At 73.2% G+C, this 23,153-nt stretch carries 25 protein-coding genes; 14 read left to right on the forward strand and 11 right to left on the reverse strand.

From position 1 onward, the window contains the following. Positions 1 to 311 precede the first annotated feature (311 nt). Entirely contained in the window at positions 312 to 1,277 is a 966-nt protein-coding gene (locus tag ACWEQL_RS17735; RefSeq protein ID WP_452151224.1) for a serine/threonine dehydratase, read from the forward strand. 66 nt (positions 1,278 to 1,343) lie between these two features. Here ACWEQL_RS17735 and ACWEQL_RS17740 read toward each other — a convergent pair whose 3' ends face one another. Both ACWEQL_RS17740 and ACWEQL_RS17745 read right to left on the reverse strand, forming a co-directional pair. After that, the gene (locus ACWEQL_RS17740) at positions 1,344 to 2,747 is read right to left on the reverse strand and encodes a DUF2254 domain-containing protein (RefSeq protein ID WP_452151189.1); all 1,404 of its coding nucleotides are present in this window, start codon (positions 2,745 to 2,747) and stop codon (positions 1,344 to 1,346) included. 459 nt (positions 2,748 to 3,206) lie between these two features. Then, complete coding sequence (locus ACWEQL_RS17745; protein WP_452151190.1) at positions 3,207 to 4,886, reverse strand: FAD-dependent oxidoreductase; 1,680 nt, start codon at positions 4,884 to 4,886, stop codon at positions 3,207 to 3,209. 378 nt (positions 4,887 to 5,264) lie between these two features. Here ACWEQL_RS17745 and ACWEQL_RS17750 point away from each other — a divergent pair, with 378 nt between their 5' ends. The 4 genes from ACWEQL_RS17750 to ACWEQL_RS17765 are packed head-to-tail and all read left to right on the forward strand — an operon-like array spanning position 5,265 to position 9,396. Continuing rightward, positions 5,265 to 6,434 (forward strand): SchA/CurD-like domain-containing protein, encoded by a 1,170-nt coding sequence (locus ACWEQL_RS17750; RefSeq protein ID WP_452151191.1) that lies wholly within the window; start codon positions 5,265 to 5,267, stop codon positions 6,432 to 6,434. 37 nt (positions 6,435 to 6,471) lie between these two features. After that, positions 6,472 to 6,897: a cupin domain-containing protein gene (locus ACWEQL_RS17755; RefSeq protein ID WP_452151192.1), complete on the forward strand. Its 426-nt coding sequence runs from the start codon at positions 6,472 to 6,474 to the stop codon at positions 6,895 to 6,897. Continuing rightward, a complete protein-coding gene (locus tag ACWEQL_RS17760; protein WP_452151193.1) occupies positions 6,894 to 8,150 on the forward strand; it encodes a beta-ketoacyl-[acyl-carrier-protein] synthase family protein in 1,257 nt (418 codons plus the stop codon). Before ACWEQL_RS17755 ends, ACWEQL_RS17760 begins: the two co-directional genes overlap by 4 nt. A 4-nt stretch (positions 8,151 to 8,154) precedes the next feature. Then, entirely contained in the window at positions 8,155 to 9,396 is a 1,242-nt protein-coding gene (locus ACWEQL_RS17765) for a beta-ketoacyl synthase N-terminal-like domain-containing protein (protein WP_452151194.1), read from the forward strand. Between the two features lie 113 nt (positions 9,397 to 9,509). Here the strand turns inward: ACWEQL_RS17765 and ACWEQL_RS17770 are convergent, their stop codons facing one another. Next, positions 9,510 to 9,638 carry a hypothetical protein gene (locus tag ACWEQL_RS17770; RefSeq protein WP_452151195.1) on the reverse strand — a complete coding sequence of 43 codons (129 nt, stop codon included), beginning with the start codon at positions 9,636 to 9,638 and terminating at the stop codon, positions 9,510 to 9,512. A 171-nt stretch (positions 9,639 to 9,809) separates the two neighbouring features. Here ACWEQL_RS17770 and ACWEQL_RS17775 point away from each other — a divergent pair, with 171 nt between their 5' ends. Then, a complete protein-coding gene (locus ACWEQL_RS17775) occupies positions 9,810 to 9,953 on the forward strand; it encodes a hypothetical protein (RefSeq protein ID WP_452151196.1) in 144 nt (47 codons plus the stop codon). A gap of 309 nt (positions 9,954 to 10,262) precedes the next feature. Next, complete coding sequence (locus ACWEQL_RS17780) at positions 10,263 to 10,958, forward strand: hypothetical protein (RefSeq protein ID WP_452151197.1); 696 nt, start codon at positions 10,263 to 10,265, stop codon at positions 10,956 to 10,958. A 433-nt stretch (positions 10,959 to 11,391) separates the two neighbouring features. Here ACWEQL_RS17780 and ACWEQL_RS17785 read toward each other — a convergent pair whose 3' ends face one another. Beyond that, positions 11,392 to 11,751, reverse strand: a complete 360-nt coding sequence (locus ACWEQL_RS17785; protein ID WP_452151198.1) for a hypothetical protein — start codon at positions 11,749 to 11,751, stop codon at positions 11,392 to 11,394. A 743-nt stretch (positions 11,752 to 12,494) separates the two neighbouring features. Here ACWEQL_RS17785 and ACWEQL_RS17790 point away from each other — a divergent pair. After that, positions 12,495 to 12,842, forward strand: a complete 348-nt coding sequence (locus ACWEQL_RS17790) for a hypothetical protein (protein WP_452151199.1) — start codon at positions 12,495 to 12,497, stop codon at positions 12,840 to 12,842. Between the two features lie 23 nt (positions 12,843 to 12,865). On the opposite strand, the gene ACWEQL_RS17795 is transcribed toward ACWEQL_RS17790, so the two are convergent. Beyond that, positions 12,866 to 13,270 carry a hypothetical protein gene (locus ACWEQL_RS17795; protein WP_452151200.1) on the reverse strand — a complete coding sequence of 135 codons (405 nt, stop codon included), beginning with the start codon at positions 13,268 to 13,270 and terminating at the stop codon, positions 12,866 to 12,868. A gap of 780 nt (positions 13,271 to 14,050) precedes the next feature. Between ACWEQL_RS17795 and ACWEQL_RS17800 the strand changes: the two genes are divergently transcribed. Next, positions 14,051 to 14,602, forward strand: a complete 552-nt coding sequence (locus ACWEQL_RS17800; protein WP_452151201.1) for a hypothetical protein — start codon at positions 14,051 to 14,053, stop codon at positions 14,600 to 14,602. A gap of 105 nt (positions 14,603 to 14,707) precedes the next feature. On the opposite strand, the gene ACWEQL_RS17805 is transcribed toward ACWEQL_RS17800, so the two are convergent. The 3 genes from ACWEQL_RS17805 to ACWEQL_RS17815 all read right to left on the reverse strand — a co-directional run bounded on the left by ACWEQL_RS17805 (position 14,708) and on the right by ACWEQL_RS17815 (position 16,970). Further along, a complete protein-coding gene (locus ACWEQL_RS17805; RefSeq protein ID WP_452151225.1) occupies positions 14,708 to 15,022 on the reverse strand; it encodes a WhiB family transcriptional regulator in 315 nt (104 codons plus the stop codon). 218 nt (positions 15,023 to 15,240) lie between these two features. Continuing rightward, positions 15,241 to 15,726: a ComF family protein gene (locus ACWEQL_RS17810; protein WP_452151202.1), complete on the reverse strand. Its 486-nt coding sequence runs from the start codon at positions 15,724 to 15,726 to the stop codon at positions 15,241 to 15,243. Between the two features lie 254 nt (positions 15,727 to 15,980). After that, entirely contained in the window at positions 15,981 to 16,970 is a 990-nt protein-coding gene (locus ACWEQL_RS17815; protein WP_452151203.1) for a DNA-processing protein DprA, read from the reverse strand. A gap of 320 nt (positions 16,971 to 17,290) precedes the next feature. Here ACWEQL_RS17815 and ACWEQL_RS17820 point away from each other — a divergent pair, with 320 nt between their 5' ends. Together ACWEQL_RS17820 and ACWEQL_RS17825 are read left to right on the forward strand one after the other, a co-directional pair. Further along, positions 17,291 to 17,776: a hypothetical protein gene (locus ACWEQL_RS17820; RefSeq protein WP_452151204.1), complete on the forward strand. Its 486-nt coding sequence runs from the start codon at positions 17,291 to 17,293 to the stop codon at positions 17,774 to 17,776. A gap of 173 nt (positions 17,777 to 17,949) precedes the next feature. Next, complete coding sequence (locus ACWEQL_RS17825; protein ID WP_452151205.1) at positions 17,950 to 19,236, forward strand: hypothetical protein; 1,287 nt, start codon at positions 17,950 to 17,952, stop codon at positions 19,234 to 19,236. A gap of 94 nt (positions 19,237 to 19,330) precedes the next feature. On the opposite strand, the gene ACWEQL_RS17830 is transcribed toward ACWEQL_RS17825, so the two are convergent. Beyond that, the gene (locus ACWEQL_RS17830) at positions 19,331 to 19,675 is read right to left on the reverse strand and encodes a hypothetical protein (protein ID WP_452151206.1); all 345 of its coding nucleotides are present in this window, start codon (positions 19,673 to 19,675) and stop codon (positions 19,331 to 19,333) included. 111 nt (positions 19,676 to 19,786) lie between these two features. Between ACWEQL_RS17830 and ACWEQL_RS17835 the strand changes: the two genes are divergently transcribed. After that, positions 19,787 to 20,362: a hypothetical protein gene (locus ACWEQL_RS17835; RefSeq protein WP_452151207.1), complete on the forward strand. Its 576-nt coding sequence runs from the start codon at positions 19,787 to 19,789 to the stop codon at positions 20,360 to 20,362. A 47-nt stretch (positions 20,363 to 20,409) separates the two neighbouring features. On the opposite strand, the gene ACWEQL_RS17840 is transcribed toward ACWEQL_RS17835, so the two are convergent. Next, the gene (locus ACWEQL_RS17840; RefSeq protein ID WP_452151208.1) at positions 20,410 to 21,033 is read right to left on the reverse strand and encodes a hypothetical protein; all 624 of its coding nucleotides are present in this window, start codon (positions 21,031 to 21,033) and stop codon (positions 20,410 to 20,412) included. Between the two features lie 130 nt (positions 21,034 to 21,163). Here ACWEQL_RS17840 and ACWEQL_RS17845 point away from each other — a divergent pair, with 130 nt between their 5' ends. Continuing rightward, entirely contained in the window at positions 21,164 to 21,619 is a 456-nt protein-coding gene (locus ACWEQL_RS17845; protein WP_452151209.1) for a hypothetical protein, read from the forward strand. An 84-nt stretch (positions 21,620 to 21,703) separates the two neighbouring features. On the opposite strand, the gene ACWEQL_RS17850 is transcribed toward ACWEQL_RS17845, so the two are convergent. Further along, positions 21,704 to 21,985, reverse strand: coding sequence for an HU family DNA-binding protein (locus ACWEQL_RS17850; RefSeq protein ID WP_452151210.1), 282 nt, complete (start codon positions 21,983 to 21,985; stop codon positions 21,704 to 21,706). Between the two features lie 275 nt (positions 21,986 to 22,260). Here ACWEQL_RS17850 and ACWEQL_RS17855 point away from each other — a divergent pair, with 275 nt between their 5' ends. Further along, positions 22,261 to 23,088, forward strand: a complete 828-nt coding sequence (locus ACWEQL_RS17855) for a hypothetical protein (RefSeq protein ID WP_452151211.1) — start codon at positions 22,261 to 22,263, stop codon at positions 23,086 to 23,088. Positions 23,089 to 23,153 lie beyond the last annotated feature (65 nt).

Genomic DNA, 23,153 nt, shown 5'->3' on the forward strand with positions numbered 1-23,153 from the left:
CTCAAATCCCTCGCCGACTACCTCACCAAAATCAACCCGACAGGCCCGGCATCAGAGCAAAACTCACCCTCATGATTTACGGCGCAAGACACTAGCCCGCCACCGCGCCTCCCCTGAGCCGCCCCCGCTGCCCCGCCGCCCCCACCCGGGCCTCGGGGGGCGCCACGGGTCGGCGCCCGAGGAAGGAGCCCGAGGAAGCGCTCCCGGCCGGACCGCCACGCCGGCGGGCTGTGGCACCGTGGGTCCACGATTCCATCGGCGACGAGGAGGGCGGCGACATGGCGAGCGGCAACGTGGCGAGCGGCGACGACATGGCGGGCGGCGACCGGGAGGGCGGCGTGGACCGGCTGACGTACGCGGACATCGAGGCGGCGGCGGACCGGATCGACGGACATGTACGGCCGGTGGCCCTGGCTCCCGGGGGCGACGGGGGTGGCGACGGCGGGCTGTGGCTGGCGTTGGAGTTCCTTCAGCACACCGGAAGCTTCAAGGCGCGGGGCGCGCAGAACTTCCTGCGGGCGCACACGGAGGCGGGCACGCTCCCGGAGGCCGGGGTGACCATCGCCTCCGGCGGCAACGCGGGCCTGGCGTGCGCCTGGGCGGCGCGGGAGCTGGGGGTCCCGGCGACCGTGTTCGTGCCGACGACGGCGCCGGCGGTGAAGGTGGCCCGGCTGCGCTCGTACGGGGCGCGGGTGCGGCAGATCGGGGCGGAGTACGCGGAGGCGCTGGCGGCCTGCGCGGAGTTCGCGGCGACGGACGGCGCGCTCGCCGCGCACGCGTACGACGACCGGCTGATCGCGGCCGGGGCGGGGACCGTGCTGGAGGAGGTCCGCACCCGGCTCCCGGGTCTGGAGCGGGTGGTGGTGGCGGTCGGCGGTGGCGGCCTGTTCGCGGGGGTGGCGGCGGCCGCGCGGGAGCACGGGATCGAGGTGGTGGCCGCCGAGCCGGAGAACTGCCGGGCGTTCAACGCGGCGCTGGAACACGGGAGTCCGGTGGACGTCCCGGTGGACTCGGTGGCCGCCGACTCACTCGGTGCCCGGCGGGCCACGGCGCTGGCGGTGGCGGCCGCGGGCCGGGGCGGGGTGCGTTCGGTGCTGGTGCCGGACCCGGCCATCGTCCGCGCCCGGCAGGCACTGTGGGAGGAGCGCCGGATCGTGGTGGAGCACGCCGCCGCGACCGCTCTCGCGGCCGCCGCACGCGAGGGCGCGGACACCCGCACCGCCGTCATCCTCTGCGGCGCCAACACCGACCCGTCCGACCTGGTCGGCACGGTGTGACGGCGGGCGGCCCGCAGACGCCCGATAACGCCCACGGGCGCCTGAGGACGCCGAGGACGGATCCGCTCAGCCGATGCCCTGCCGGTCCGGCAGCAGGGCGAAGGAGCGGATGTCCGGGTCGGGTTCGTGCGCGGCCACGGCGCGGTCCAACAGGGCGCGCTGGTGCAGCAGTTCGGCGCGCCGCGGCTCGGGGGTGATCCGTAGCAGGTCGTCCAGGGCCGCGGCGAGGCGCCGGGTGACCTGCGGATGGCCGGCGCCGCAGATCCGGATCTCGGTGAAGGCGAGGTCGATCACACAGCGCCAGTCCGGGACCGGCTCGACCAGCCGGACGACGCCGTACCGGTCGCGCAGCCGCAGGTCGCCGAAGCTCTCGTGGACCAGCATCGCGAGCAACTGGTGGATCCGGTCGATGGCCTGGACGGCGGTGGTCGGGTCGTTGACGGCCGGTGAGAGCGCCCGGATGGCGATGTCGACGAGCTGGCGGAAGCCGAAGCTCAGGTCCTGGTGCATCGTGCGGTCGACCCCCACGTTGAGCGCCCGGGCGATCCGGCCCGGCGCGAGCTTCCGCCCCGCTCCGTCCCCGCCCCGACCCCCACCGCTCCCGCTCCCCTTCCGGTTCCCGTCCCGGTCCCGGTCCGGCCCCCCATCGGCGATCCGGACGATCCGGACGATCGGGGTGCCCGGCGTGATGAAGTCCCCGATCCGCGGGACGAGATGGAGGACGACGTCGTGCCGGCGCGCGATCCGGATCAGCCGGCGGATGTTGACGTCCCGCAGCACCCCCGAACGGCCCTCGTGCAGCAGGGTGAGCGACTGTTCGGGGACGGCCTGCGGCTGTGCGTCGGGCCGCAGGCGCCGGTAGTGGCCGATGACCGTGGCGGACTCGTTCGCCACCCGGTCGATGACGTGCGGCACCCGCAGCAGCCTCGTCGTCGCCTGCACGTACAGCACGAACAGCGCGAGGCTGAGCAGCACCAGCAGCACCGCGAACAGCCCGGAGAACACCGGGACGGAGGTCACCTGCGCCGGATCGGTCGAGTCGTCGTAGCTCAGCTGCACCAGCAGCGAGAAGAGGAAGGTGGCCAGGCAGACCGAGAAGGTGGCCTTGGTCAGCCGGCTGCGCACGTACAGCCGCAGCACCCGGGGGCTGAACTGGCTCGCGGCCATCTGCAGGGCCACCAGCGAGATCGAGAAGACCACCGCGATGAACGTCAGCATGGCCGAACTGACCGTCGACACCACACTCTTGGCGGCCCCGGTGAAGCGCATCAGCTCCTCGGCGGAGCCGGTGTCGGCGACGCTGGCGGTCACGGCCGCCTCGTCCAGCCAGGCCGTGACGGCGGAGAGCACCACCGCGGCCACGCAGGCGAGCAGCGGGGCGTACCAGAACGACTCGCGCAGGTGCTCGCGCAGCGGCGACAGCGGCTTGTAGTGGACCGGCCGGTACGGGCCGGGGCGGCGCTCGGTCATCGCCCCAGGCTAGGGCGTGTCTGACAATTCGCGGCGGATCAGCGCGCGGCGGCGGAGTGCGTGCATCGCAAGGCGGAGGAAGAAGTCCATGCGGTGGGGGCACCTCCCGGCCGGAGGCTGGGGGCCATCGGCGCCTGACGACAACGCGGCGTGGGGGCACCTCCCGGCCGAAGGCTGGGGGAGTGCGTGCTCTGGGGGCGCCTCCCAGCCGGAGGCTGGGGGAGCGTCGCGAGCCCGGCGGGAATTGTCAGACACGCCCCACGGCGACCGGGCCCGCCCCCGGCACGCCACGACGGCGCTTTCCACGGTCCGGCCCCGAGCACACCCGACCGGCCCGCACCGCACCGGCCCGCACCGCACCCCACCCCACCCGGCCCGCACCGCACCCGGCCCGCACCGGAAGCGGGCCCACCGGGAGCACCCCGGCGGGCCCGCGTCACACCGCAGGACGGACGACCGTCAGCCCAGGCGCAGCACCGTCCGCAGCACCTTCGAGAGCGTCTCCTCCGCCGCGGCCTCCGCCGCAGCCGCCGGACCACCGCCCGCACCCGAGGCACCCGGGCCACCCGCGCCCCCCTCGGAGCGCCAGGCGACGAACCCGTCCGGCCGGACCAGCACCGCGCCGTCCGGCCGTACGCCGTGCAGCGTGGCGAAGTCCGTCCCCGGCTCGGGCGCCAGGTCGTCGTCCGCGCCGTCGCCGATCCGGTACGCGTCCAGCGGCACCGCCAGCCGGTCGGCGGCCCGGCGGGCGCCCCGCTGCCAGGCGGTGCCCTCGGGGCCGGTGAGCAGCACCATCGCCTGCTCGTACAGGTCGAGCGAGGAGAGGCGGACGCCGGCGCGCAGCAGCCACTGGTGCGGGGCGCGGCTGCCGGGTTCGCCCGCGGACTCGAACTGCTCGGGCACCACCGGCTGCCGCGGGTCGGCGCCGGCCACCGCGCCGGCCGGGTAGCGGTAGCCGAGCGCCACCGCGAGCACGCCCGCCTGCCGGCCGACGCCGGGGACGACCGCGTACCCGGGGTGGCTGTGCTCGGCGGAGCGTGCCGAGGCCCGTTCGGAGGTGACCCGGGCGACCGGGCGGCGCTCCTCGCCGTAGGTGTCGAGCAGGCGGGGCCCGGCCCAGCCGCAGAGCACCGCGGCGAGCTTCCAGGCGAGGTTGTGGGCGTCCTGGATGCCGGTGTTGGAGCCGAACGCGCCGGTCGGCGACATCTCGTGCGCGGAGTCCCCGGCCAGGAACACCCGTCCGGAGGAGTACCGCTCGGCGACCCGTTCGGCGGCGTGCCAGGGGGCCTTCCCGGTGACCTCGACCTCCAGGTCGGGGATGCCGACGGCGGTACGGATGTGGCGCACGCAGCGCCCGTCGGTGAACGCCTCCAGCGGTTCGCCGTGCTCGGGGTGCCAGGGGGCGTGGAAGACCCACTCCTCGTGGTTGTCCACCGGCAGCAGCGCGCCGTCGGCCTCCGGGTTGGTCAGGTAGCAGGCGATGAAGTGCCGGTCGCCCACCGCCTCGGCGAGCCGCTTGGCCCGGAAGGTGATCGACACGTTGTGGAACAGCTCGCCCTTGCCGCTCTGGCCGATGCCCAGGTGTTCGCGGGCGGGGCTGCGCGGGCCGTCCGCGGCGATCAGGTACTGGGCCCGGACGGTGCGCCGCTCGCCGGTCTCGCGGCTGCGCAGCTGGGCGGTCACCCCGTCGGCGTCCTGTTCGAAGGAGACCAGTTCGGTGCTGAACCTCAGCTCGCCGCCGAGTTCGCGGGCCGAGCGGACCAGGACGGGTTCCAGGTCGTTCTGGCTGCACAGGCACCAGGAGCTGGGGCTGAAGCGGGCGAGCCGCCCGCCCGGGTCGATCTCCCGGAACAGCCACTCCTGCTCCTCGCCGGTGAGCGAGGGGGCCTGCAGGATGCCGTGGTTCGCCGCAAGCACCGAGGCGGCCTCGCGGATCGCGGGCTCGATCCCGGCGACCCGGTAGAGCTCCATCGTCCGGACGTTGTTGCCTCGGCCACGCGGGTGATGCGAGGTGTCGGAGTGCTTCTCGACGAGCAGGTGCCTGACACCCAGTCGGCCCAGGAAGAGCGAGGCCGACAAGCCGACCAGCGAGCCGCCCACGATCAGGACCGGCACCCGGTCGTCAACCTTCGGATTCATCAATTGCTCCAGCCTGTAGGGGAATCCGCGGCCCGGCTGCGGGGCTCGGTGCCGCCCTCGGCGGGGCCCGCGCGCTCCGCGGCCCCGCTCTTCCATCCCCCGTCAGGAGCCGGTTCTGCCGCCCCTTCGCTCGGATGGACCGCATATCTCGCGCCACCGGTGGGCTCCGCGCACGATCGACCTCAGGTCTGGAGCCGACCGCCCGGGCCGACCGCCACCGACCCGCCACCGCGCCCGTCCGGATCACCGGAGCTCCGGCCCGCGTCACCGACCGGGTGACCGGGCCACCGGTCCGGGCCACCGGTCCGGGTCCCCGACCCGGCCCCCCGAGGGTCCGTCCACGGGCGCCGGGCGCGCCCCAGAAGCAGAAAGTGGATCATGACAACTCTGTCCGAACCGCAGGCCCGGAAGCACTCCGAGAACGACACCAGGCTGCGCGTGGTGCTGATGCTGGAGATCCAGGACGGCGCGCAGCAGCGCTTCCTGGACGTGTACGAGCAGCTGCGCCACCAGGTGGCCTCGGTGCCCGGCCACGTCAGCGACCAGCTCTGCCAGTCGATCAACGACCCGCGCCAGTGGCTGATCACCAGCGAGTGGGAGGACCAGGAGACCTTCCTGGAGTGGGTGGACAGCCCGGCGCACCGCGAGATGGTCAAGCCGATGCACGGCTGCGTGAGCGACACCTTCCGTTCGCTGCGCTACTCGATCCTGCGGGAGACCTCGGCGGCCGGCGCCACCGGGACCCGCAAGCCGGTCGAGGTGCCGCCGGGCACCCCGCGTACCGCGCCGAACGCCTCGCACGTCGGCCCGCCGCAGGTCAAGCCCGGCCCGGACGGGGTGGTCCGGCACGCGCTGACGTTCACCGTGAAGCCGGGCAGCGAGCCCGAGGTCGCGAGGATCCTGGCCGGCTACACCTCGCCGAAGGCGGAGGTGGACTCGGTCACCCGGCTGCAGCGGACCTCGCTGTTCATGCACGGCAACCGGGTGGTCCGGGCGGTCGAGGTGGTCGGCAACCTCGGGGACGCGCTGCGCCACGTGGCGATGCAGCCCGAGGTGCGGGCCGTCGAGGAGGCGATCAACCCGTACCTGGAGGAGGCCCGCCAGCTGGGTGACCCGGAGGCCGCGCGCGCCTTCTTCACCCGCGCCGCGCTGCCCGCCGAGCACCAGGCGATCGCGGCCACCCCGGGCGGCGACCGGGTCCACCGGCACGCCGTGCTCTACCCGGTGCGCCCGGGCAAGGGCAAGGCGGTCGCCTCCCTGCTGGCCGCGCACGACGAGCTGGCCTCCGCCGACCCCACCGGTCCGGTGGCCGCCTCCACGGTGTTCCACCGGGAGGACACCGTGGTCCGGCTGGCCGACCTGCGGGTGCCCGCGGAGGCCGTGCCGGCCGAGGCGCTCGGCGTGGCGGGCGAGCGGGAGGCCGCCGTCCTGAGCCGGCTGCTCGACCTCGGCCCGGAGGGCGACCTGCGGACCGTCGCCGGTCTCTCCGCGTTCCTCGCCAACCGTTCGATGAACCCCGTCACGGACCGGCGCTCGCCCGGCCACTGACGTTCCCGCCAGATCCAGATCCCTCGGAGGAGAAACCATGACCACGCAGTACCCACGCATCGTGCACGTCGACGAGGCCCCCGAGAACCGGCGGCGCGGCGGCGACCTGCGCGCGATGCTCACCCCGACCACCTGCGGCGCCACCAGCGGTTTCATGGGCCTGGCGATCGTCCGGCCGGGCGAGACGATCGGCGAGCACTACCACCCGTACTCCGAGGAGTTCGTCTTCGTGGTGAGCGGCGACCTGGAGGTGGACCTGGACGGGGTGACCCGGGCGCTGAAGCCGAACGAGGGACTGATGATCCCGATCGACATGCGCCACCGCTTCCGCAACGTCGGGGACACCGAGGCCCGGATGGTCTTCCACCTCGGCCCGCTGGCGCCGCGCCCCGAGCTCGGCCACGTCGACACCGAGGAGACCGTCACCTCGGGCCCGCCGGAACACGCCAAGGTGGGCTCGTGACCCGGCGTGTCGCGATCACCGGGATCGGCGTGGTCGCTCCCGGCGGCGTGGGCGTCCCGGCGTTCTGGCGGCTGCTGACCTCCGGCCGTACGGCGACCCGGGGGATCACGCTGTTCGACCCGACCGGGTTCCGCTCGCGGATCGCCGCCGAGTGCGACTTCGACCCGGCGGCGCACGGCCTCGGCCCGGAGGACGTCCAACGGGCCGACCGCTACGTCCAGTTCGCGTTGGTGGCGGCCGCCGAGGCGGTCACCGACGCGGGCCTGGACCTGGCGGCGGAGGACCCGTGGCGGGTCGGCGTCTCGCTCGGCACGGCGGTCGGCGGCACCACCCGGCTGGAGCACGACTACGCGCTGGTCAGCGCGGGCGGCGACCGCTGGGACGTCGACCACCACCGGGCCGAGCCCCAGCTGCACCGGGCGTTCGCGCCCAGCACGCTGGCCTCCGCCGTCGCCGAGGCCACCGGGGCGCGCGGCCCGGTGCAGACCGTCTCCACGGGCTGCACCTCCGGGCTGGACGCGATCGGCTACGCCTTCCAGGCGGTCCAGGAGGGGCGCGCCGACATCTGTGTGGCCGGCGCCTCCGACTCGCCGATCTCACCGATCACGGTCGCCTGCTTCGACGCCATCAAGGCCACCAGCGAACGCAACGACGACCCGGAGCACGCCTCCCGCCCCTTCGACGCGCACCGGGACGGCTTCGTGCTCGGCGAGGGCGGCGCCGTCCTGGTGCTGGAGGAGCTGGAGCACGCCCGCCGGCGGGGCGCCCGGATCTACGGCGAGATCGGCGGCTTCGCGACCTTCGGCAACGCGTACCACATGACCGGCCTCACCCAGGAGGGGCTGGAGATGTCCCGGGCGATCGACGCCGCGCTCGACCACGCCCGGGTCAACGGCGACGACGTCGACTACGTCAACGCGCACGGATCGGGCACCAAGCAGAACGACCGGCACGAGACCGCCGCGGTGAAGCTGTCGCTCGGCGGGCACGCGTACGGGACACCGATGAGCTCGATCAAGTCGATGGTCGGGCACTCGCTCGGCGCGATCGGCGCGATCGAGGTGGTCGCCTGCACCCTCGCGCTGGCCCACGGGGTGGTGCCGCCGACCGCCAACTACGAGACGCCGGACCCGGAGTGCGATCTCGACTACGTGCCGCGCACGGCACGCGAACTGCGCCTGCGCCACGTGCTGTCGGTCGGCAGCGGGTTCGGCGGGTTCCAGTCCGCCGTCGTGCTCAGCAGAACGGGGTGACACCATGACGTCACGTCAGAACGGCCGCCGGGCGGCGGTCACCGGCCTCGGCGTGGTGGCGCCGAACGGCGTCGGCGCCGACGCCTTCTGGAAGGCCACCAGGCAGGGCGTGAGCGTCCTCGACCGGATATCGCGCGAGGGCTGCGAGGCCATGCCGCTGCGCATCGCCGGCCAGGTGCGGGACTTCGAGCCGCAGGGTTCGATCGACAGCCGCTACCTGGTGCAGACCGACCGCTTCACGCACTACGCGATGGCCGCCGCCGACCTGGCGGTGGCGGACGCCGGGTTCGTCCCCGACCCGGGCGAGCCGTTCGCGGTGGGCGTGGTGACCGCGGCCGGCTCCGGCGGCGGCGAGTTCGGCCAGCGCGAGCTCCAGCAGCTCTGGGGCAAGGGGCCGCGGTTCGTCGGTCCGTACCAGTCCATCGCCTGGTTCTACGCGGCCAGCACCGGCCAGATCTCCATCCGGGGCGGCTACAAGGGCCCGTGCGGGGTGGTCGCCAGCGACGAGGCCGGCGGTCTGGACGCCCTCGCGCACGCGGCCCGCTCGATCGGGCGCGGCACCGACGCGGTGGTGGTCGGCGCGGCCGAGGCGCCGCTGGCGCCGTACTCGATGGTGTGCCAGCTCGGTTACCCCGAGCTGAGCCTCGCCGAGCGGGCCGACCGGGCGTACCTGCCGTTCTCGGCCGACGCCTGCGGCTTCTCCCCCGCCGAGGGCGGGGCGATGCTGCTGCTGGAGGACGAGTCCGCGGCCCGCCGGCGCGGTGCCCGGGTCCGGGCGTTGGTGGCCGGGCACGGCGCCACCTTCACCGGCGCCTCCCGCTGGGAGGAGTCCCGGGAGGGCCTGGCGCACGCGATCCGGATCGCGCTGGAGGAGGCCCGCTGCGCGCCCGAGGAGATCGACGTGGTCTTCGCGGACGCCCTGGCGGTCCCCGCCGCCGACCGGGCGGAGGCGCTGGCGCTCGCCGACGCGCTCGGCCCGTACGCCGAGCGGGTCCCGGTGACGGCGCCCAAGGCCGGGACCGGGCGGGCGTACTGCGGTGCGCCGATGCTCGACGTGGCCGCGGCGGTCCTCGCGATGGAGGACGGCATCGTGCCGCCCACCCCGAACGTCACCGAGGTCGGCCACGACCTCGCCCTGGTGACCGGCCGGGCCCGCCCGGCCGAGCTGCGCACCGCGCTGGTGCTCAGCCGGGGGCTGATGGGCTCCAACGCCGCGCTGGTGCTCCGGCGCGACGAGCGGCCCTGACCGACGAGCGGCCCGGGCCGGGGCCGGCGCCCCGCCGCGGCACCGCCCCCGGTGCGCAGCGGGACGCGGGGGGGGTCGTACGGTCGCCGGGTGCCGGGCCGACGCGGGGCCGCTCAGGGGCCCAGCAGAAGGCTCAGGAGGGCGCGCAGGGCGGCGGTGAGCAGCAGGCGCAGGGCGGCCTTCGTCGCCGGGTGGCGGGCGATGTCGCGCAGGGCGGGGCGGGTGGTGGGCCGGTTGTTCATCCAGGGTCTCCTCAGGTCGGTCCGGCGGGGTGCCGGGCGGTCGAGGGGAAGGCAAGTGGTTCGGGGAGGGGTCCGACGAGCCGGTGGGGTGGCCGGGGGGACGGCCGTCCTGGTCAAGGGGGGTTCGGCTAGGGTTCGGCGGGTGTTCGGTCCGGACGAGGGGGCGGTGCGGTGGTGGAGAGCGCGGCGGAGCGCTTCGCGAGGGAGCTGAAGGCGCTGAAGGACGCCTCGGGGCTCTCGCTGAACGACATCATCGGGATCGGCAAGCGGCTCCCTCGGCCGGTGACGTTCACGAAGGGCTCCCTGAGCGAGTAGTTCAACGGCACCTCCGTCCCATCCGACCCGGCTGTATTCGCCGACCTTGTCCGTGTTCTGGAGCCCGTGGCGGCACGGCGCTCCCCGGACCGGCAGGGCAGGAGTGCGCAGGAGTGGGAGGAGCTGCGGCGCGCCGCAGCACGTGAGCGGCGCCTGAGCATGGGGGTGGGGCGGCGCGACGGCGGCGGCCAGGGGGCGAGGGCGGTCGTCCCGGACGGGAGCGGCGCTCCCGGCGCGGGCAGGTCGGTGGGCTCTGGTGACGCCGCTGCGGGTCCGGTGCCGGGCGATGCCGCCAAGGCTGGCCGGATCGTGGCCGCGCTCCCCCACCGGGCGCAGTGGCTGGGCGTGTTGCGCGACCGGGAGTCCTTCCCGATCCACGTCACCGTCATCGAGGCGTACCGGTGGGCCTGCCGGCGGGTGGAGCGCGACGTCGTCGACTTCGTCGACCCCGCCCTGCACGAGGCGTACACCGCGCTGGCCGAGGTGATGGCGCAGTTGGAGGAGTTCATCGGCGAGCGGATGTACGGTCCCGACCGCGGGCACCCCTGGATCGACCTGGCCAGGTACGGCCCCGACCGGCAGGCCAATCTTCCGGTCCTCTCGGACATCCGCAGCCGCCTCGATGCCCGCTACCGCGTGCTGGTCAACGCGCTGAGCCGGCAAGGGCTGCTGTGGGAGCCCGGCCAGCCGACCGGCGCGGCGACGCCCGGCGGGGCGGTGGCTGTGGCCGACGCGGTCGTCCGGGCGGCCCGGCTGGCGGCGGACCGGTGGGCTCCCCTCGATTACCTCGAAGCGCCCCGCGACGAGCGGCACGTTCCGGACCCGGTCGAGCGGATCGACGCGATGAAGCGGCGAATGGCCTACGAGGCGGCGCTGCGGGAACTGCACGACGCGCTGGACGTACTGGCCTCGTACCTGCCGCTCGTCCTGGGCCCGCGCCCCACACCGCAGGACCTCGCCCTGGTGATCGAACAGGCGCAGCGATTCGCGAGCAACGAACCCTGACGGTCCTCACGGCGGGCGGCCCGACAGCCACCCACCCGCCCTCAGGGCTTGGCCCGAAGCGGAACCACGGGCCGCCGCAGCCGCCCGTCCGCTGCCGCCCGTGCCCTGGGGTCGGTCGTGACCCGGCTCACCCCGACCGCGGACACGCCGCCGGCCACCCCGGCCATGCCCGCGGGCGGCCGAGACTCCGCCGGCCACCACCGTCCCGGACGCACGGCATTCTCGAACACCCCGCCCCGGGCACGCCGGGCGCCCTACCCGCGCGGACCCGCGCGCACCCGGGGGTGAGAGGATCGGCCCGGCTCCCGGGCTTCCTCATTGCCTGCCCGGGAGCCACCCGCATCTCCGGACGGCACCCTGCCGACTCCACGTCCGGGCAGAGGCCCAGCGCGGACCCGGACTGGCCGGGCGGTCTCGCCGCGGGACGAGACGGCTACCAGGGCGCCCTGGCGCGGGCACGCGGCCCGTCGGCCGGGCGCGATGCCTCGAGGTCGGTGCGGGCCCTCATCAGCAGGGCGACGGCGCGGCGCAGGTGGTGGCAGACGACGGGCAGCAGGGTGGAGCGGAAGCGGTCGGCGGCCCGCAGTTCGGCGGCGGCCTCCTGCAGGAGGACGGCGGTGGTACGGATCGGTTCGCCGTGCTCGCTCGCTCGGTACTCCCCCGCCAAGGCGGACGCGGTGCCGGCGAGCTCGCCGATGCCGGGATCCTCCAGCACGTCAGCGCCGAAGTACACCAGCAGGGCCGCCAGTTGGGCCAGGAGGTCATCCCTGCGTCTCGTCCACCACGTGCTCACGCCGGGATCATGCACCAGCACCTGGGGTGAGGGGTCGGAAACCGGCCACCTCCCAGCGGCGTCGGCGGGTGGGCGAACGCTCCGGCGAGGGGCGGGGCAGCCGGCTGCGGAGACCGGCCGCCCCGGGTTCGGCCGGGCGGGGCCCGCGGGCGGCCCAGATGCCAGGGCATGCGACGGGCCAAACGGTGCGCCGCAGGGTGCAGCCGGCGGTCGCCCTCACGTGGGGTCGCGCCGGATCTGGACGCCGACGCCGAAGGAGGCGGCCGCCAGCGACATACGCTTGTTGGTGCGGTTTCCGATCCGTGACGGGACTCTAGATGACTGGCTGTCAGTTCCATCTGGCAGCATCTGCATCCGTGTCGATAGATGCCTTCGCCTCTGCTTCAGCGAGTCCTGCAGCAGCCCTGCCGCCGCGGATGGGGCCGGACTCACTTCCCGAGCCGCTTACTGACCTGTGCCGAGCCGACCAGTATGACGAGCAGAAGAAGTCCTGGCGGCGACTAACCCAGCAGTGGCGCGCTGAGGTGGCCGAGGCCCTGAGGCAGTTGCGAGTGACAATCGAGATTCAGCGTGAGTCCAGCGAGCGTATACGGGAGGGAATCCTCACCGTCGTCCAGGCGGCGGAGGACCCCCGGCCCCTGTCAGTGGCGGACATCGAGGCGTTGAACGCGCAGTGGGCTGACGCAGCCGACGCCTCCAAGGTCGGTGCACGTGATGGAACACCAAGGATCTGGCGGTGCACCGTGGCGGCCGCCCACGGCACCTGGTCGGCCCCACCGAAGGACCGGAGCCGCTTCGACCTCGCGGTCCCCGGCCCTGGGGCGGACACCGCCATGCTGCGCCTCGCCCTCTTCAGCGGGACCAGCGAGCAGGACCTCATCGACCGCATCCCCTACTTCGCCACCGCCCCGCTGCTGCGGTTGGAGCGCGTCGGCATGCCGTCTCCGCTGGTGATCGGCTTCCGGCCGCTGCCTGTCCCCGGCGCTCCGACGTCCACGCCCGGTGTGCGGATCTCTGGTGGCTGGGGCCCGGGTGCCAGCGCTGACAGCGCGGTGTCCGGGGTCTTCCTGTGGGCCGGTCCGGCAAGCTGACCAGCCGCCTGCGAAGTGATCGACTACAACGTACCCGGGGTGGTCTCGGTGCTGCCGTTTTCGCGGGTCAGCAGCATGTAGCCGGTTTCGGCATCCGTAACATCCGCCGACGCCGTGACGGCTTCGCGTACCCGTTCGGCCTTCCGGGCCCGGTAGGCCGCCTGTCGGCACGCGGAGCTGCAGTAGACGGCGTCTCGGCGGTGGCCGTGCTTGTGGGCGAAGCGGCGGCCGCAGGCCGGGCAGCGGACCACAAGGTCGGTCGCGATGCCCATGGTGAACCACAGGCCGATGGCAACAGCCTCACGGTAGTGGTGCCGCTGGCGGCGGGCAGCGGCCTTGCACTTCGGCGAGCAGTACTGAGCGTCGCTCCGCGCAGTAGCCCGCAGCGGTTCCCAGCAGTACGCGCACCGGCGCACCCGGCCAGCCATGGTTCCACCGTACGCCCGTCATTGAGACGCGCTCCACGCCCCGAAAGTGCTGCCTGGCCTGCAAAATTGCAGGGCTCATCCGGAGATCCCAGGCGCCCCCGGGGCGACTCCCGGGCCCGCTCGGGGGTTCGGGCCGGGGCCGCTGTTCTCCGCCATGCCGGTGACGGCCGGGTCCGGCACGCAGGGTTACGCCGTGACGGCGGCGGGACGGACGGCTGGTCGGCGACGGCGCTGCGGCGGGCGCTGGAACGGCCTGTGAGGACGACGACCGGGCCGGGACAGCACCAGGCCTGAGCGTTGTCCCGGGGCCGACCCACGGCGAGCAGGCCGGAACCGACAGCGGTACAACGGGAGGCCGGCCCGGCGGAGCAGCTGGCCGGACGGCGGGCAGGCTGGCAGGCGGGCAGAGCTCCGGGTCCGGCAGCGCGGCGGCCAGGCAGACGACGGCGGAGCGGCGGCAGCGGGAACAGGGTGTTGTCCCGGCCGCGGTACCGGGCAACACCGGGCAGGGATGGTTGAGGCCGGGCCGGGACCAGGGCTGGCTGGACAAGCAGGCCCGGGCCGGGCGACGGGCGGGTGGCCCGGCGGGGGCAGCGGGGTCGACACCGGCGGCGTGGGCGCGGCGGGACGACGGCGCAGCGGCCCGGGCAGACCGGACGGCCGAGCGCACCTGCGGCGCGGCCGCGGTGTCGTTGCCCTGCCATAGGCTCCCCCGGGCTGGACGGACCAGCTGGCGGGTCCGCGGGCTTCCAGGACCGGCGGCGAGAAGGGGAGCGGGACGTGAGCTGGGATGTTGTCGCGGAGGAGAAGCGGATCCGATGGACGTCGGAGCCGCTCCGTGGAGTGGGCCCGCTGCAGTTCGGGATGACACCCGGGGAGGCGGAGGAAGCCCTCCACGGCGTGCTGGAGCTCGGCCCGTGGAGGAGCGACGTACCGCACTACGGGACGGTGCTCAGCCGCGAGTACAACCCCCCGCACACACCGGCCTGGCCGGCGGTCACCGCCTACTTCAATGACGGGCGCCTGGCGGGGGTCGCCATCGACGCGCTGCGCGGCCCCCAGGTCTGTCTGGCCGGGATCCCGTTGGTGGGCCGCGCGCCGTCCCGGCTCGCGGCCGATCTCACCGAGTACACGGACACCCACGACATCTTCCTGCGGTACACCTCCCTGGGGGACCTCGCCTCGGAGGAGCTGGGATTCTTCGGCGCCACCCAGCGGGCCGACGACCTCCTCCTCACCAGGCCGGTGCTCGTCGGCATCTCCTGGGCGGACCGGCTCGGCGACTCCACGGAGACCCACCTCCCCCCAGCGGAGTGGCGGGACCGGAGGTAGCGGCCGGCGGGCAGCCGCACGCGGATGACTGGCGCGCAGGAGAGCCGATCGCTCACGACGTACGGGCGCCCCTTCGCTGAAGGGACGCCAGTGACAGCGGAAGGGTCAACTCGCCCGGGATAACTCGCTGCCAGCACCGACCCGCTGCTCGTACTCATGCCGCGCCTGCTCCAGCAGGCTCCTCCAGGAGGAAACGGTCGGCCGGCGCCGGAGCAGCGCTCGGCGTTCCCTGTCCGTCATCCCGCCCCACACTCCATGATCGATTCGTTCATCCAGGGCGTAAGCCAGGCACTCGGTACGCACCGGGCAGCCCGCGCATACCGCCTTTGCCCTGTTCTGCCCCGCGCCGTCGACGAACAACTCGTCCGGATCACTGGTCCGGCAGGAACCACGTGCGGCCCAGCCCGGATCCTTCTCCATCACGTCCTACCTCTCCCCCAAAAGCCAGATCGCTTTCCCCGAAGGGGCGTTGACAATACGTCAGTCGAGGGTGTGGGTGAAAGCGCCAAGTCCCCTGTTCGGGTGAATCATCGGAGGGCTGCCGATCATGACGGCGTTCCTCGCTGCCCAGGGCCAGCCCGGCAGCAGCCCCGGACAACGGAGGAACGCGCGCCTCGCGGCCATGGGCTTTGCGGCCTCTACCTCCAAGGTGCTCTGGCCAGAACCAGTCCCCGCACCTCACGCGCACCGTGCTGCCGCAGCAGCCGGGAGACCGCCGCCATCTGGGCGCCTGTCGTGAAGACGTCGTCGACCAGGAGGACCGTGGCACCGCTGACACCGGGGCCGACCTCAAGCGCCTGTGCATGTGCTTCGGCGGCGGCCCACTTGGTCTGCCAGAACGCTCCGGTGGCTGCGGATGCTGTGGTCGCGCTGGTCTTGATCAGCACCGGCTTGTCGGGATCCGCGATCGGCCACCGTCCGGTTCGGTTCGCGTCGCTGGCGGCCCGCATGATCGCCTCGACGTGCTGCGGGCGACGGTCCGGCGCGGTCGGGTTCCCGACGATGAGGTCGATGTCCGCGACCTCGGCAGCATGGGTGTCCAGCCACCCGACGATCAGTCGGCCGTAGATCAGCGCCCAGCCCATCCTCCCGTCGTACTTGAGCCGCGGAAGGGTCCGCTTCATCGCCCCGTCGTACATCGCGACCGCGTCGACCCTGGTGAAGTGCCTCTCCTCCAGGGGCCAGCCGCAGATGCGATTCCCGCACGGCACACCGACCTCGGGGAGGGTCTGGCTGCAGACCAGGCAGTGCGCAGGGGCGACCGGCGGCAGGGTGTCGCCGGCGCAGGCCGCGCAGATTGCCGGCGCTCCGGTCAGCTTGTATGCGCAGCTCTTGCAGTCTGGAAAGCCGGCAGGCTCGGGAAGTGGACCGGGCCCGGTCACAGGCCGGCCAGGGCGAGCTGCAGACGCTGCTTCCCGGCCTGGTGCGCCTGGGTGGCGCTGCCAAGTCTGGTCAGGACGTCCTCGAGCTCGAAGACTTCGGTGGCGCGGTGGTCGGCGAGCATCTTCGCGGCCCACGCTTCGGAGGTGGCGAGCGAGTGCAGGAGGAAGACCTGCTTGCCGTGCTCGGCCGCGATCCGGGCCTGAAGCTTGGCGCCTGAGGTGCTGGAGGCCTCGATGACGACGCTTCCCAGGGTCGAGCCGCTCGTGACGACGTTGCGTCGGGGGAAGGTCCACCGGGCCGGGGACGAGGTGGGCCAGAACTGCGAGAACAGCGCGCCGCCGGCGTCCACGATGGAGCGGGCCAGGCTGGTGTTCTCGGCCGGGTAGATCTTGGACGCGATCCCGGTTCCCATCACGGCGACGGTTCGTCCGCCGTGCTGCAGTGCTGTCTGGTGCGCTGCGGTGTCGATGCCCTTGGCCAGGCCCGAGTAGATGACGACGTCCGCTTCGACCAGGCCTCGGGTCATCCGGGCGGCTCTGAGGCGACCGTTCTCGGTGCAGTTGCGCGTCCCGACGACGGCGACCGAGCGTCCGTCCCGGATGGAGAGCTCGCCGAGGTGAAAGAGGAACGGTGGCAGGTTCGGGATCAGCCGCAGGTTCGCCGGGTACGCCTCGTCGAGGACTGTGACGATGCGGGCTCCGACGTGTTCGGCCGCTTCGAGCTCGGCGGCGACGCGCTCACGTGCCGCGTCGAGGTGGGACAGGGCCGAACGCAGCACTGGAAGGCTCTTGCGCGATGCTGCGGACTGCTCGGGAAGATCGCCTCCTAGGACGGTCTCGATGCCGGCTGCCGTCTGGCAGGTCCTGGCGAGCAGGCTCCAGTCGACGGAGGTTTCCCCGACCTTGAGGGCGCACAGTGCCAGCAGGTCGTGGTGCAGCTCGGGCAGCTCACTGGGGAGTCTGCCCTGTCCGGTTGTGGGCGACATGATCATTCCTTCTACTCGCGGCCCGGTCTGTTCGAAGGGTTCAGCGCACTGCCTTGGGCCTGGGGCCATCATGGCGCACTCCCACGACTGCGCTCCACCGAACCCGGCAGTCGAGGGGGCGGGATCCTCCGAAGGCACTCCCGGAGGGCCTAGGACCCGGGCCATGACCGATGCTGCCCATGGTGTGCCTGTTCAAGACGGTCAGAGCCAGGGCGTGCTGAAGGTCCCCGAGATGGCCTCGCTATACCTGCAGCCGCTGGGGCCGATGGGCCTGCCGGTCTCGGGAGGCGCGACTGTGGCTCACCGGCCCGGCTGCCGACATGTTCGAGTTCGGCGCTACCGTGACCTCGGTGCCGAGCATGGCCCAGGCAGTGGCGGAAGCCGACGATGGCGAGTTGGAGCAGGCCCGCGTTCTCGCGGCCGCGCTCACCGAGGGGCTTCCGGTCGCCGCTCGGCTGCTCGCCGCGGCGACAGGCACGCCCAACCGGGCTGGCTTCGAGGGCCTCGTTGCTCTCGACCAGGACCCGTTCATCCGCGTCCTGCTGGCGGGGATGGCGGTGTCCATGGTCCGCCGGGGACTGGGCGGGGATCTTGCGCGCGTCGCAGCTGCCGCCGGCCCGTTCGCGTCCGTGCAGGGCGACCTCGACCGCATCCTGGACATGCCCGCTTTGACGGTCGAGCGGAACCTGCGACGTGCGGCGCCCGATGTCCGCGTGATCGCCGGTCGACTCATCGGCGCCGCCCTCGACGGGCGCCTTGGCAGCCTCCAGCCGTCGGCCGCCGACGGGCGGCCGCGGCGAGGGTGAAGCGCCGGCGTCGCAACCGGGCGCCACTGCTGCCTCGGACCGGATCCTGCCGCGTCAGGGGCGGACGAGCCTGGCCCGCTGCCTTGGGGGTCGGGCGCGGTGTCACCCGCTGGGGCTACGATCCCCCGATCGCGGGGGCGTGAGACGCGTGCCCAGAGGGCAAGGGGAGCATCTTGGACGAGCGGTCGGCCGGCAGCCGGGCAGAGGCGAACTTCCACGAGAAGACCAAACTGGTCCTGGCGCAGCGGGCAGCGTATCGGTGTTCCAATCCGGGGTGCGGGAAGCTGACGATCGGTCCGGGCAGCGGGGCCGAGGACACGTCGTCGACCGGCACGGCCTCCCACATCTACGCCGCCGCGGAAGGCGGTCCACGCGGGACAGGCGGCCTCTCGCCCGAGCAGCGCCGGCACGCGAGCAACGGGATCTGGCTCTGCGCGAGCTGCGGGGGCCTGGTCGACACCAACGAGGGCAGGCGGTACCCCGTGTCGCTTCTGCGGGGGTGGCGCGATCTGCACGAGACGCGCACGCGGCTGGAGCACTCCGGTGTGGCGGGTCCGGGAGGCTGGATCAACTCCGTCGAGGTCCGCGAGGATGTGTGGCTCGCCGAGCCCACCACGGTGCGGTTCTCGCGTTGCAACATGTTCATCGGTCCGAACGCCTCGGGCAAGACGCTCTTCATGACCTTGCTGTCCGGGCTCTCCGAGCCGTCCCAGATCATGCGGCGGGCCGCGCTCCCGGATTCGGCGGTCAACGCCGTCATCAACTGGTACGACCCCCAGCCGCGCACGGCCGAGATCAGTGCAGATGAGCGAGGGATCTCCTTCGTTCTGGACGGGGCCGGTGTCCCCTTCGTGGCCCAGCCCTACCGCGTCCTGAAGCCGTCCCTGCCCTTGCTGGGACACCCTGCCGGCTCCCTCACCTCACTGGCCTCTCGCCTCGGCCTGGACCCGTGGAACGCGCGCGGCCTGCTCCTGCGCACGCCCGAGATCGTCGGCGGGGCCGTCAAGGAAGTGGCCATCGAGGGCAAGGACGGCATCCGGGCCGTATGCAGCCTTGATGGCAAGGAGTTCTGTGTCCGCGGTTCGGAGCAGGAGCGCTTGCCCGCGATCGTCGTGCTGGAGGTCGCCATCGCACTGGCGGAGGAGTCTGCGCGGGCGCAGCCCACCCTCCTGCTCCTGGACGAAGACCTGGACATGATGCACCCGCGGGGATTCCGTCACTGCCGTGAGCTGCTCAGCTCGGCGTCACGGAACTTTCAGACGGTGGCCGTCAGCCACCAGCTGGGGGCTCTGCAAGATCCCGAATGGACGGTGACCCGCTTCGAGCCCCTTGACGCACAGGAGTTCGGCGCGTCGGGCTCACTTCCCGTCCGGCTGGTCCAGGACGAGGACCCGCTGGAGACCTACGCCGCCCTGGGGCGGCGGTTCACGCCGTTCCCCGAGGCGGCAGGCCCTCGGTAGGGCCCGGTCAGCGCCGTCCCGCCTCCCATGAGCGCCATACGGGCCTGCCCCCCGTCGGCCCGGGTCCGGCCGGTGGCCTTCTGGGGGCTGGCCTCTACGGCTGGTCGGCCAGCAGAGCGCCGGCGCCGTCCGGGCGCAGCCGTACCGGGCGGTGGCCGAGGTCGGCGACAGGGTCGGTGAGGTACCCGCCGCCGTTCGCGGGCCGGGCGGTGAGGGCGAGCAGGCGCAGGAGGTCGCAGGCTCCGGCGGTGGAGTCGTGTTCGGCGGCGGCCGGGTCGAGGCCGAGCAGCATCGCGCGCAGTCCCAGCCACAGGCCCCCGCCGATGTGGGAGACTCGCCGGCCGCCGAGGGCCGGGTGCGGTGCCCGGTCGGGGCAGGGCACCCAGCCGCCGGTCTGGATCACCGGGCGAGCGGGGGCAGCGGTGTTCGTGGCGATCATGGATGGACGCTATCGGCCGGTACTGACAGGACCGCTGTTCCAGCGCGCAGCGGCCCGGGAGGGCGGTGGCCGGCCGGTGTTCCGCGGTGCTGGGGCGGCGGATACGGCACGATGGACGCTCTGGCGGCGCTCCAGGGCGCCGAGCCGAAGTGGAGGGGTCTCATGGCGGCACGCGGCGATGTGGCACGGCTGCGGGAGTTCGTGGGCACCTTCGCGGGCCTGCGGCTGGGCGATGACACGTGGCGCTTTCGCTCCGTCGCGCAGATGGTCCTGGAGATCGGGACGCTCTGGCCACCCTCGCCGTGGCCCGGCGACCGCCCCCAGTGGCAGCCCGGTCGCTGCTTCGACGCGGCCACGGCCTACGCCGACGCCACCCAGGCCGCCTACGTGGAGGGTTTCGTCCTGGTCCCAGGGCTGACCGAGTGGCCGGTGTTCGAACACGCCTGGTGCCTTCGAGACGGCGAGGTCGCGGACCCGTCTCTGCCCGACGGCCACGCCGCGCTCTACCTCGGGATCGCGTTGGCCCCGGTGTTCCGGGCCGCCGAGCAGGCCCGGCGCGGGACGAGCGCCGTCCTCATGGCCGACCCTGCCGACTTCCGGATCGGCGACAACGAGCAGGTGCTGCAGTGGGGCCTGCCCGAAGGGGCGGCAGCCGGGCAGGCCGGTGCCGGCACCCTGATGCCGTAGGGCCGGGGCCGGGCGGCCGCAGCGGGCGGGCGAGCGCTGCTCTTGGTCTACGGACGCTTCGGCTGGGTACACAGTCCGGCGCGGGTGATGCCGGCGGCGCTCAACTCGTCCATCACGACGTGGAGCACGGCGCGGGCCATCATCGGCGCGACCGCGTCCTTGCAGTCCAGCCAGACACGCGGAGCGGCTCCGTCGGCGTCGACCGCGGCATAGTTCGGGCTGTAGAAGGTCACCCCGGTGGAGAGGCCGTCGTCCATCTCCTGCGCGGTGAGCTCTTGGCCGCTGTCGGTGATCCGCATCAATCGTGGCAGGGCGGCGTTCAGGGCAGCGACCACGGCCGGGCGGTCGGTGTCGGACGAGCGGACCTCGACCTCCCACAGTTGCTGCTCGCAGATTCCGTGGTCGGCGATGATGCGCAGCGTCCCCGGGTGGACCACCAGGCCGCCTTCGGTGCTCATCGAGGTGACGGCCCGGCCCATCCAGGGCGCAGCGTGCGCGGAGTACGCCTGGGCGTACGCGTCGGCGATCCGCCAGAGCGTCTGCCCTCCGCCGTGGCGCGCCGCGTGCTCGAACAGGTCGGCCGCCGCCCCATCACCGTTGCGCAGGGCTTCGTGTGCCCGGTGGAAGATTGCTTCGAGTTCGGGGAGTTCGGGGGTTTCGGGAGCGGTCACGAGAGGAGAGGTATCACGTCCGTCCGACGCCGGGCCGGTCTGTACGGGGCCGACGTCGGGAAAGGAGACCCTGACGACACACCTCTGGCCAAATTCTTGACTGGTCAAAATCTTGACCGTACCTCGAGGTATGAGCAGACCTGACCTCAACACCCCGACAGCGCTTGAGAATTACCTCGGCGCCCGGCGGGCGCTCCTGGACGCCATGCGCGCGGACCAGCAGGCCGGCGTCAGTGCCAACGACCTCGCCCGGATGGTCCGCACGGCCTGGAGCAGGCCCACGACGCTGGACTACCTGAAAGTGCTGGCGCTGCGCGACGAGGTCCGCGAACTGCTGGTGCAGGCGGGGCTGAAGCCGTACATCGACGCCACCACGCCGGCAGCGGCGACCGAGCCCCGCGAGGTGCGCCTGCTGGTGGCGTGCGACCCGATCGAGACCCCGCCCGAGATCTGGACGAGCCTGCCCTCTCGGATCGAGGAGCTCCTTACCGGGGCCGGATTGACCTGGGCGTTCCCCGACGAGGAGCCTCACGCGCTGTCCGCGCTGCTCACCGACGAGGACTACGTACAGCTGCGCCGGGACTGAATCCCCGCCGTCTCACCGCCCGCCGCGCGGTGTACCGCGCCTCGGGTGTCCGCGGCCGTGCCGGCCGCGGACACCGGCAGAGCGTCAGACGCCCTTGGCGGCGTCCTTGAGCTTGGAGCCCGCGCTGACCTTGGCGCTGTAGCCGGCCGGGATCTGGATCGGGTCGCCGGTCTGCGGGTTGCGGGCGGTGCGGGCGGCACGGTGGGTGCGCTCGAAGGTCAGGAACCCGGGGATGGTGACCTTCTCGTCGCCCTTGGCGACGACCTCGCCGACGACGTCGGCGAAGGCGGCCAGAACGGCGTCGGCGTCCTTGCGGGCCACCTCGGCGCGCTCCGAGACGGCGCCCACCAATTCACTGCGGTTCATGAGGATGCTCTTCCGGTCGACTATCAGTGATCGACATGCTGCCAGGACACCACCGCCCAGGCCGCATCGCGGCCGTCCCGCGCATGTCGCGCCGGGTTCTGGCAGTAGCGACAACCGCACGCACTGGCTCCGAGCCGACTCGGCGGGCAACTGGACACCGGCCGCCGCGGTGGTCCGCAACACGTCGGCCGAGCCGACCGCCCGCCTTCGAACGCGGCGTCTCCGTCCTGGTATTGGTTCGCCGGGCGGTGCCTCGCGCTGCGACACTGCGAGCCATGACGCCAACGGAAGAGGGGCCGGCGAAGCTGCGCCCGGCCGAGACAGCCGCGCAGGCCCTGATCACCGAGATCCTCAGCGCCGAGGACGGTGTACCGGTCACCCTGGAGCTGCACGACGTCCCGCCGCTCCAGGGGGTGCACGACTTCTGGGTCCACCGGGCGTCCGGACGCGAGGCGCTGGAGGTCACCACGCTGGCCGACCAGGACGCGGTAAGCAACAAGATGCACTGGCGAACCCGCGGCCCCGCCTCGGAGCAGCAGGTGGAGGGGCTCGCCCACGGGTGGTCGGTCATGGTGGACGACGCCGCCAAGGCCACCGGGGTGAAGAAGCACCTGGCGGCCTGGCTGCTGGCCCTGGAGGCCGAAGGGATCACTTCCGGGGGCCGGTGGGACCGTCGGGTCTACGAGCACCCGGTGATCTTCGAGCTCGCCCGAGCGGGGGTGATGACCGCGGAGGCGCTGCCCTTCCTCCCGGCCGGCCTGGTGACACTGTCGTATGCGGCCATGACGCTCCCCGGGCGGCCCATGAACGGGGCGGAGCACGTGGCACAGGCCCTGACGAAGGCTCTGCAGCTGAAGCGCCATCAGGGCGACGCGAACAAGCTGGCCCGCTCCGGAGCCGCGGTGCGCCATCTGTACCTCGCGGTGGACCTGAACAGCCGATTCGACGTGGTCCGCGCGGCGAGCGAGGGTCTGCCGACGGAAGCCCCCGTGGTGAGCGAGCAGATCACCTGGGTGTGGCTCGCCGTCCCGGTGGAGGGGGCGACGGACGTCCTGCGCTGGTCGGCCTCGACCGGCTGGCTGCGGAACCGAGTCGAGCGGTAGACCGAACCCGTGAGGTCCGGGGCGTACCTTCCAGCAACCGGGCAGGCCCCGGGGGCCGTCGGGCA

The sequence above is a fragment of the Kitasatospora sp. NPDC004240 genome (assembly GCF_053603215.1).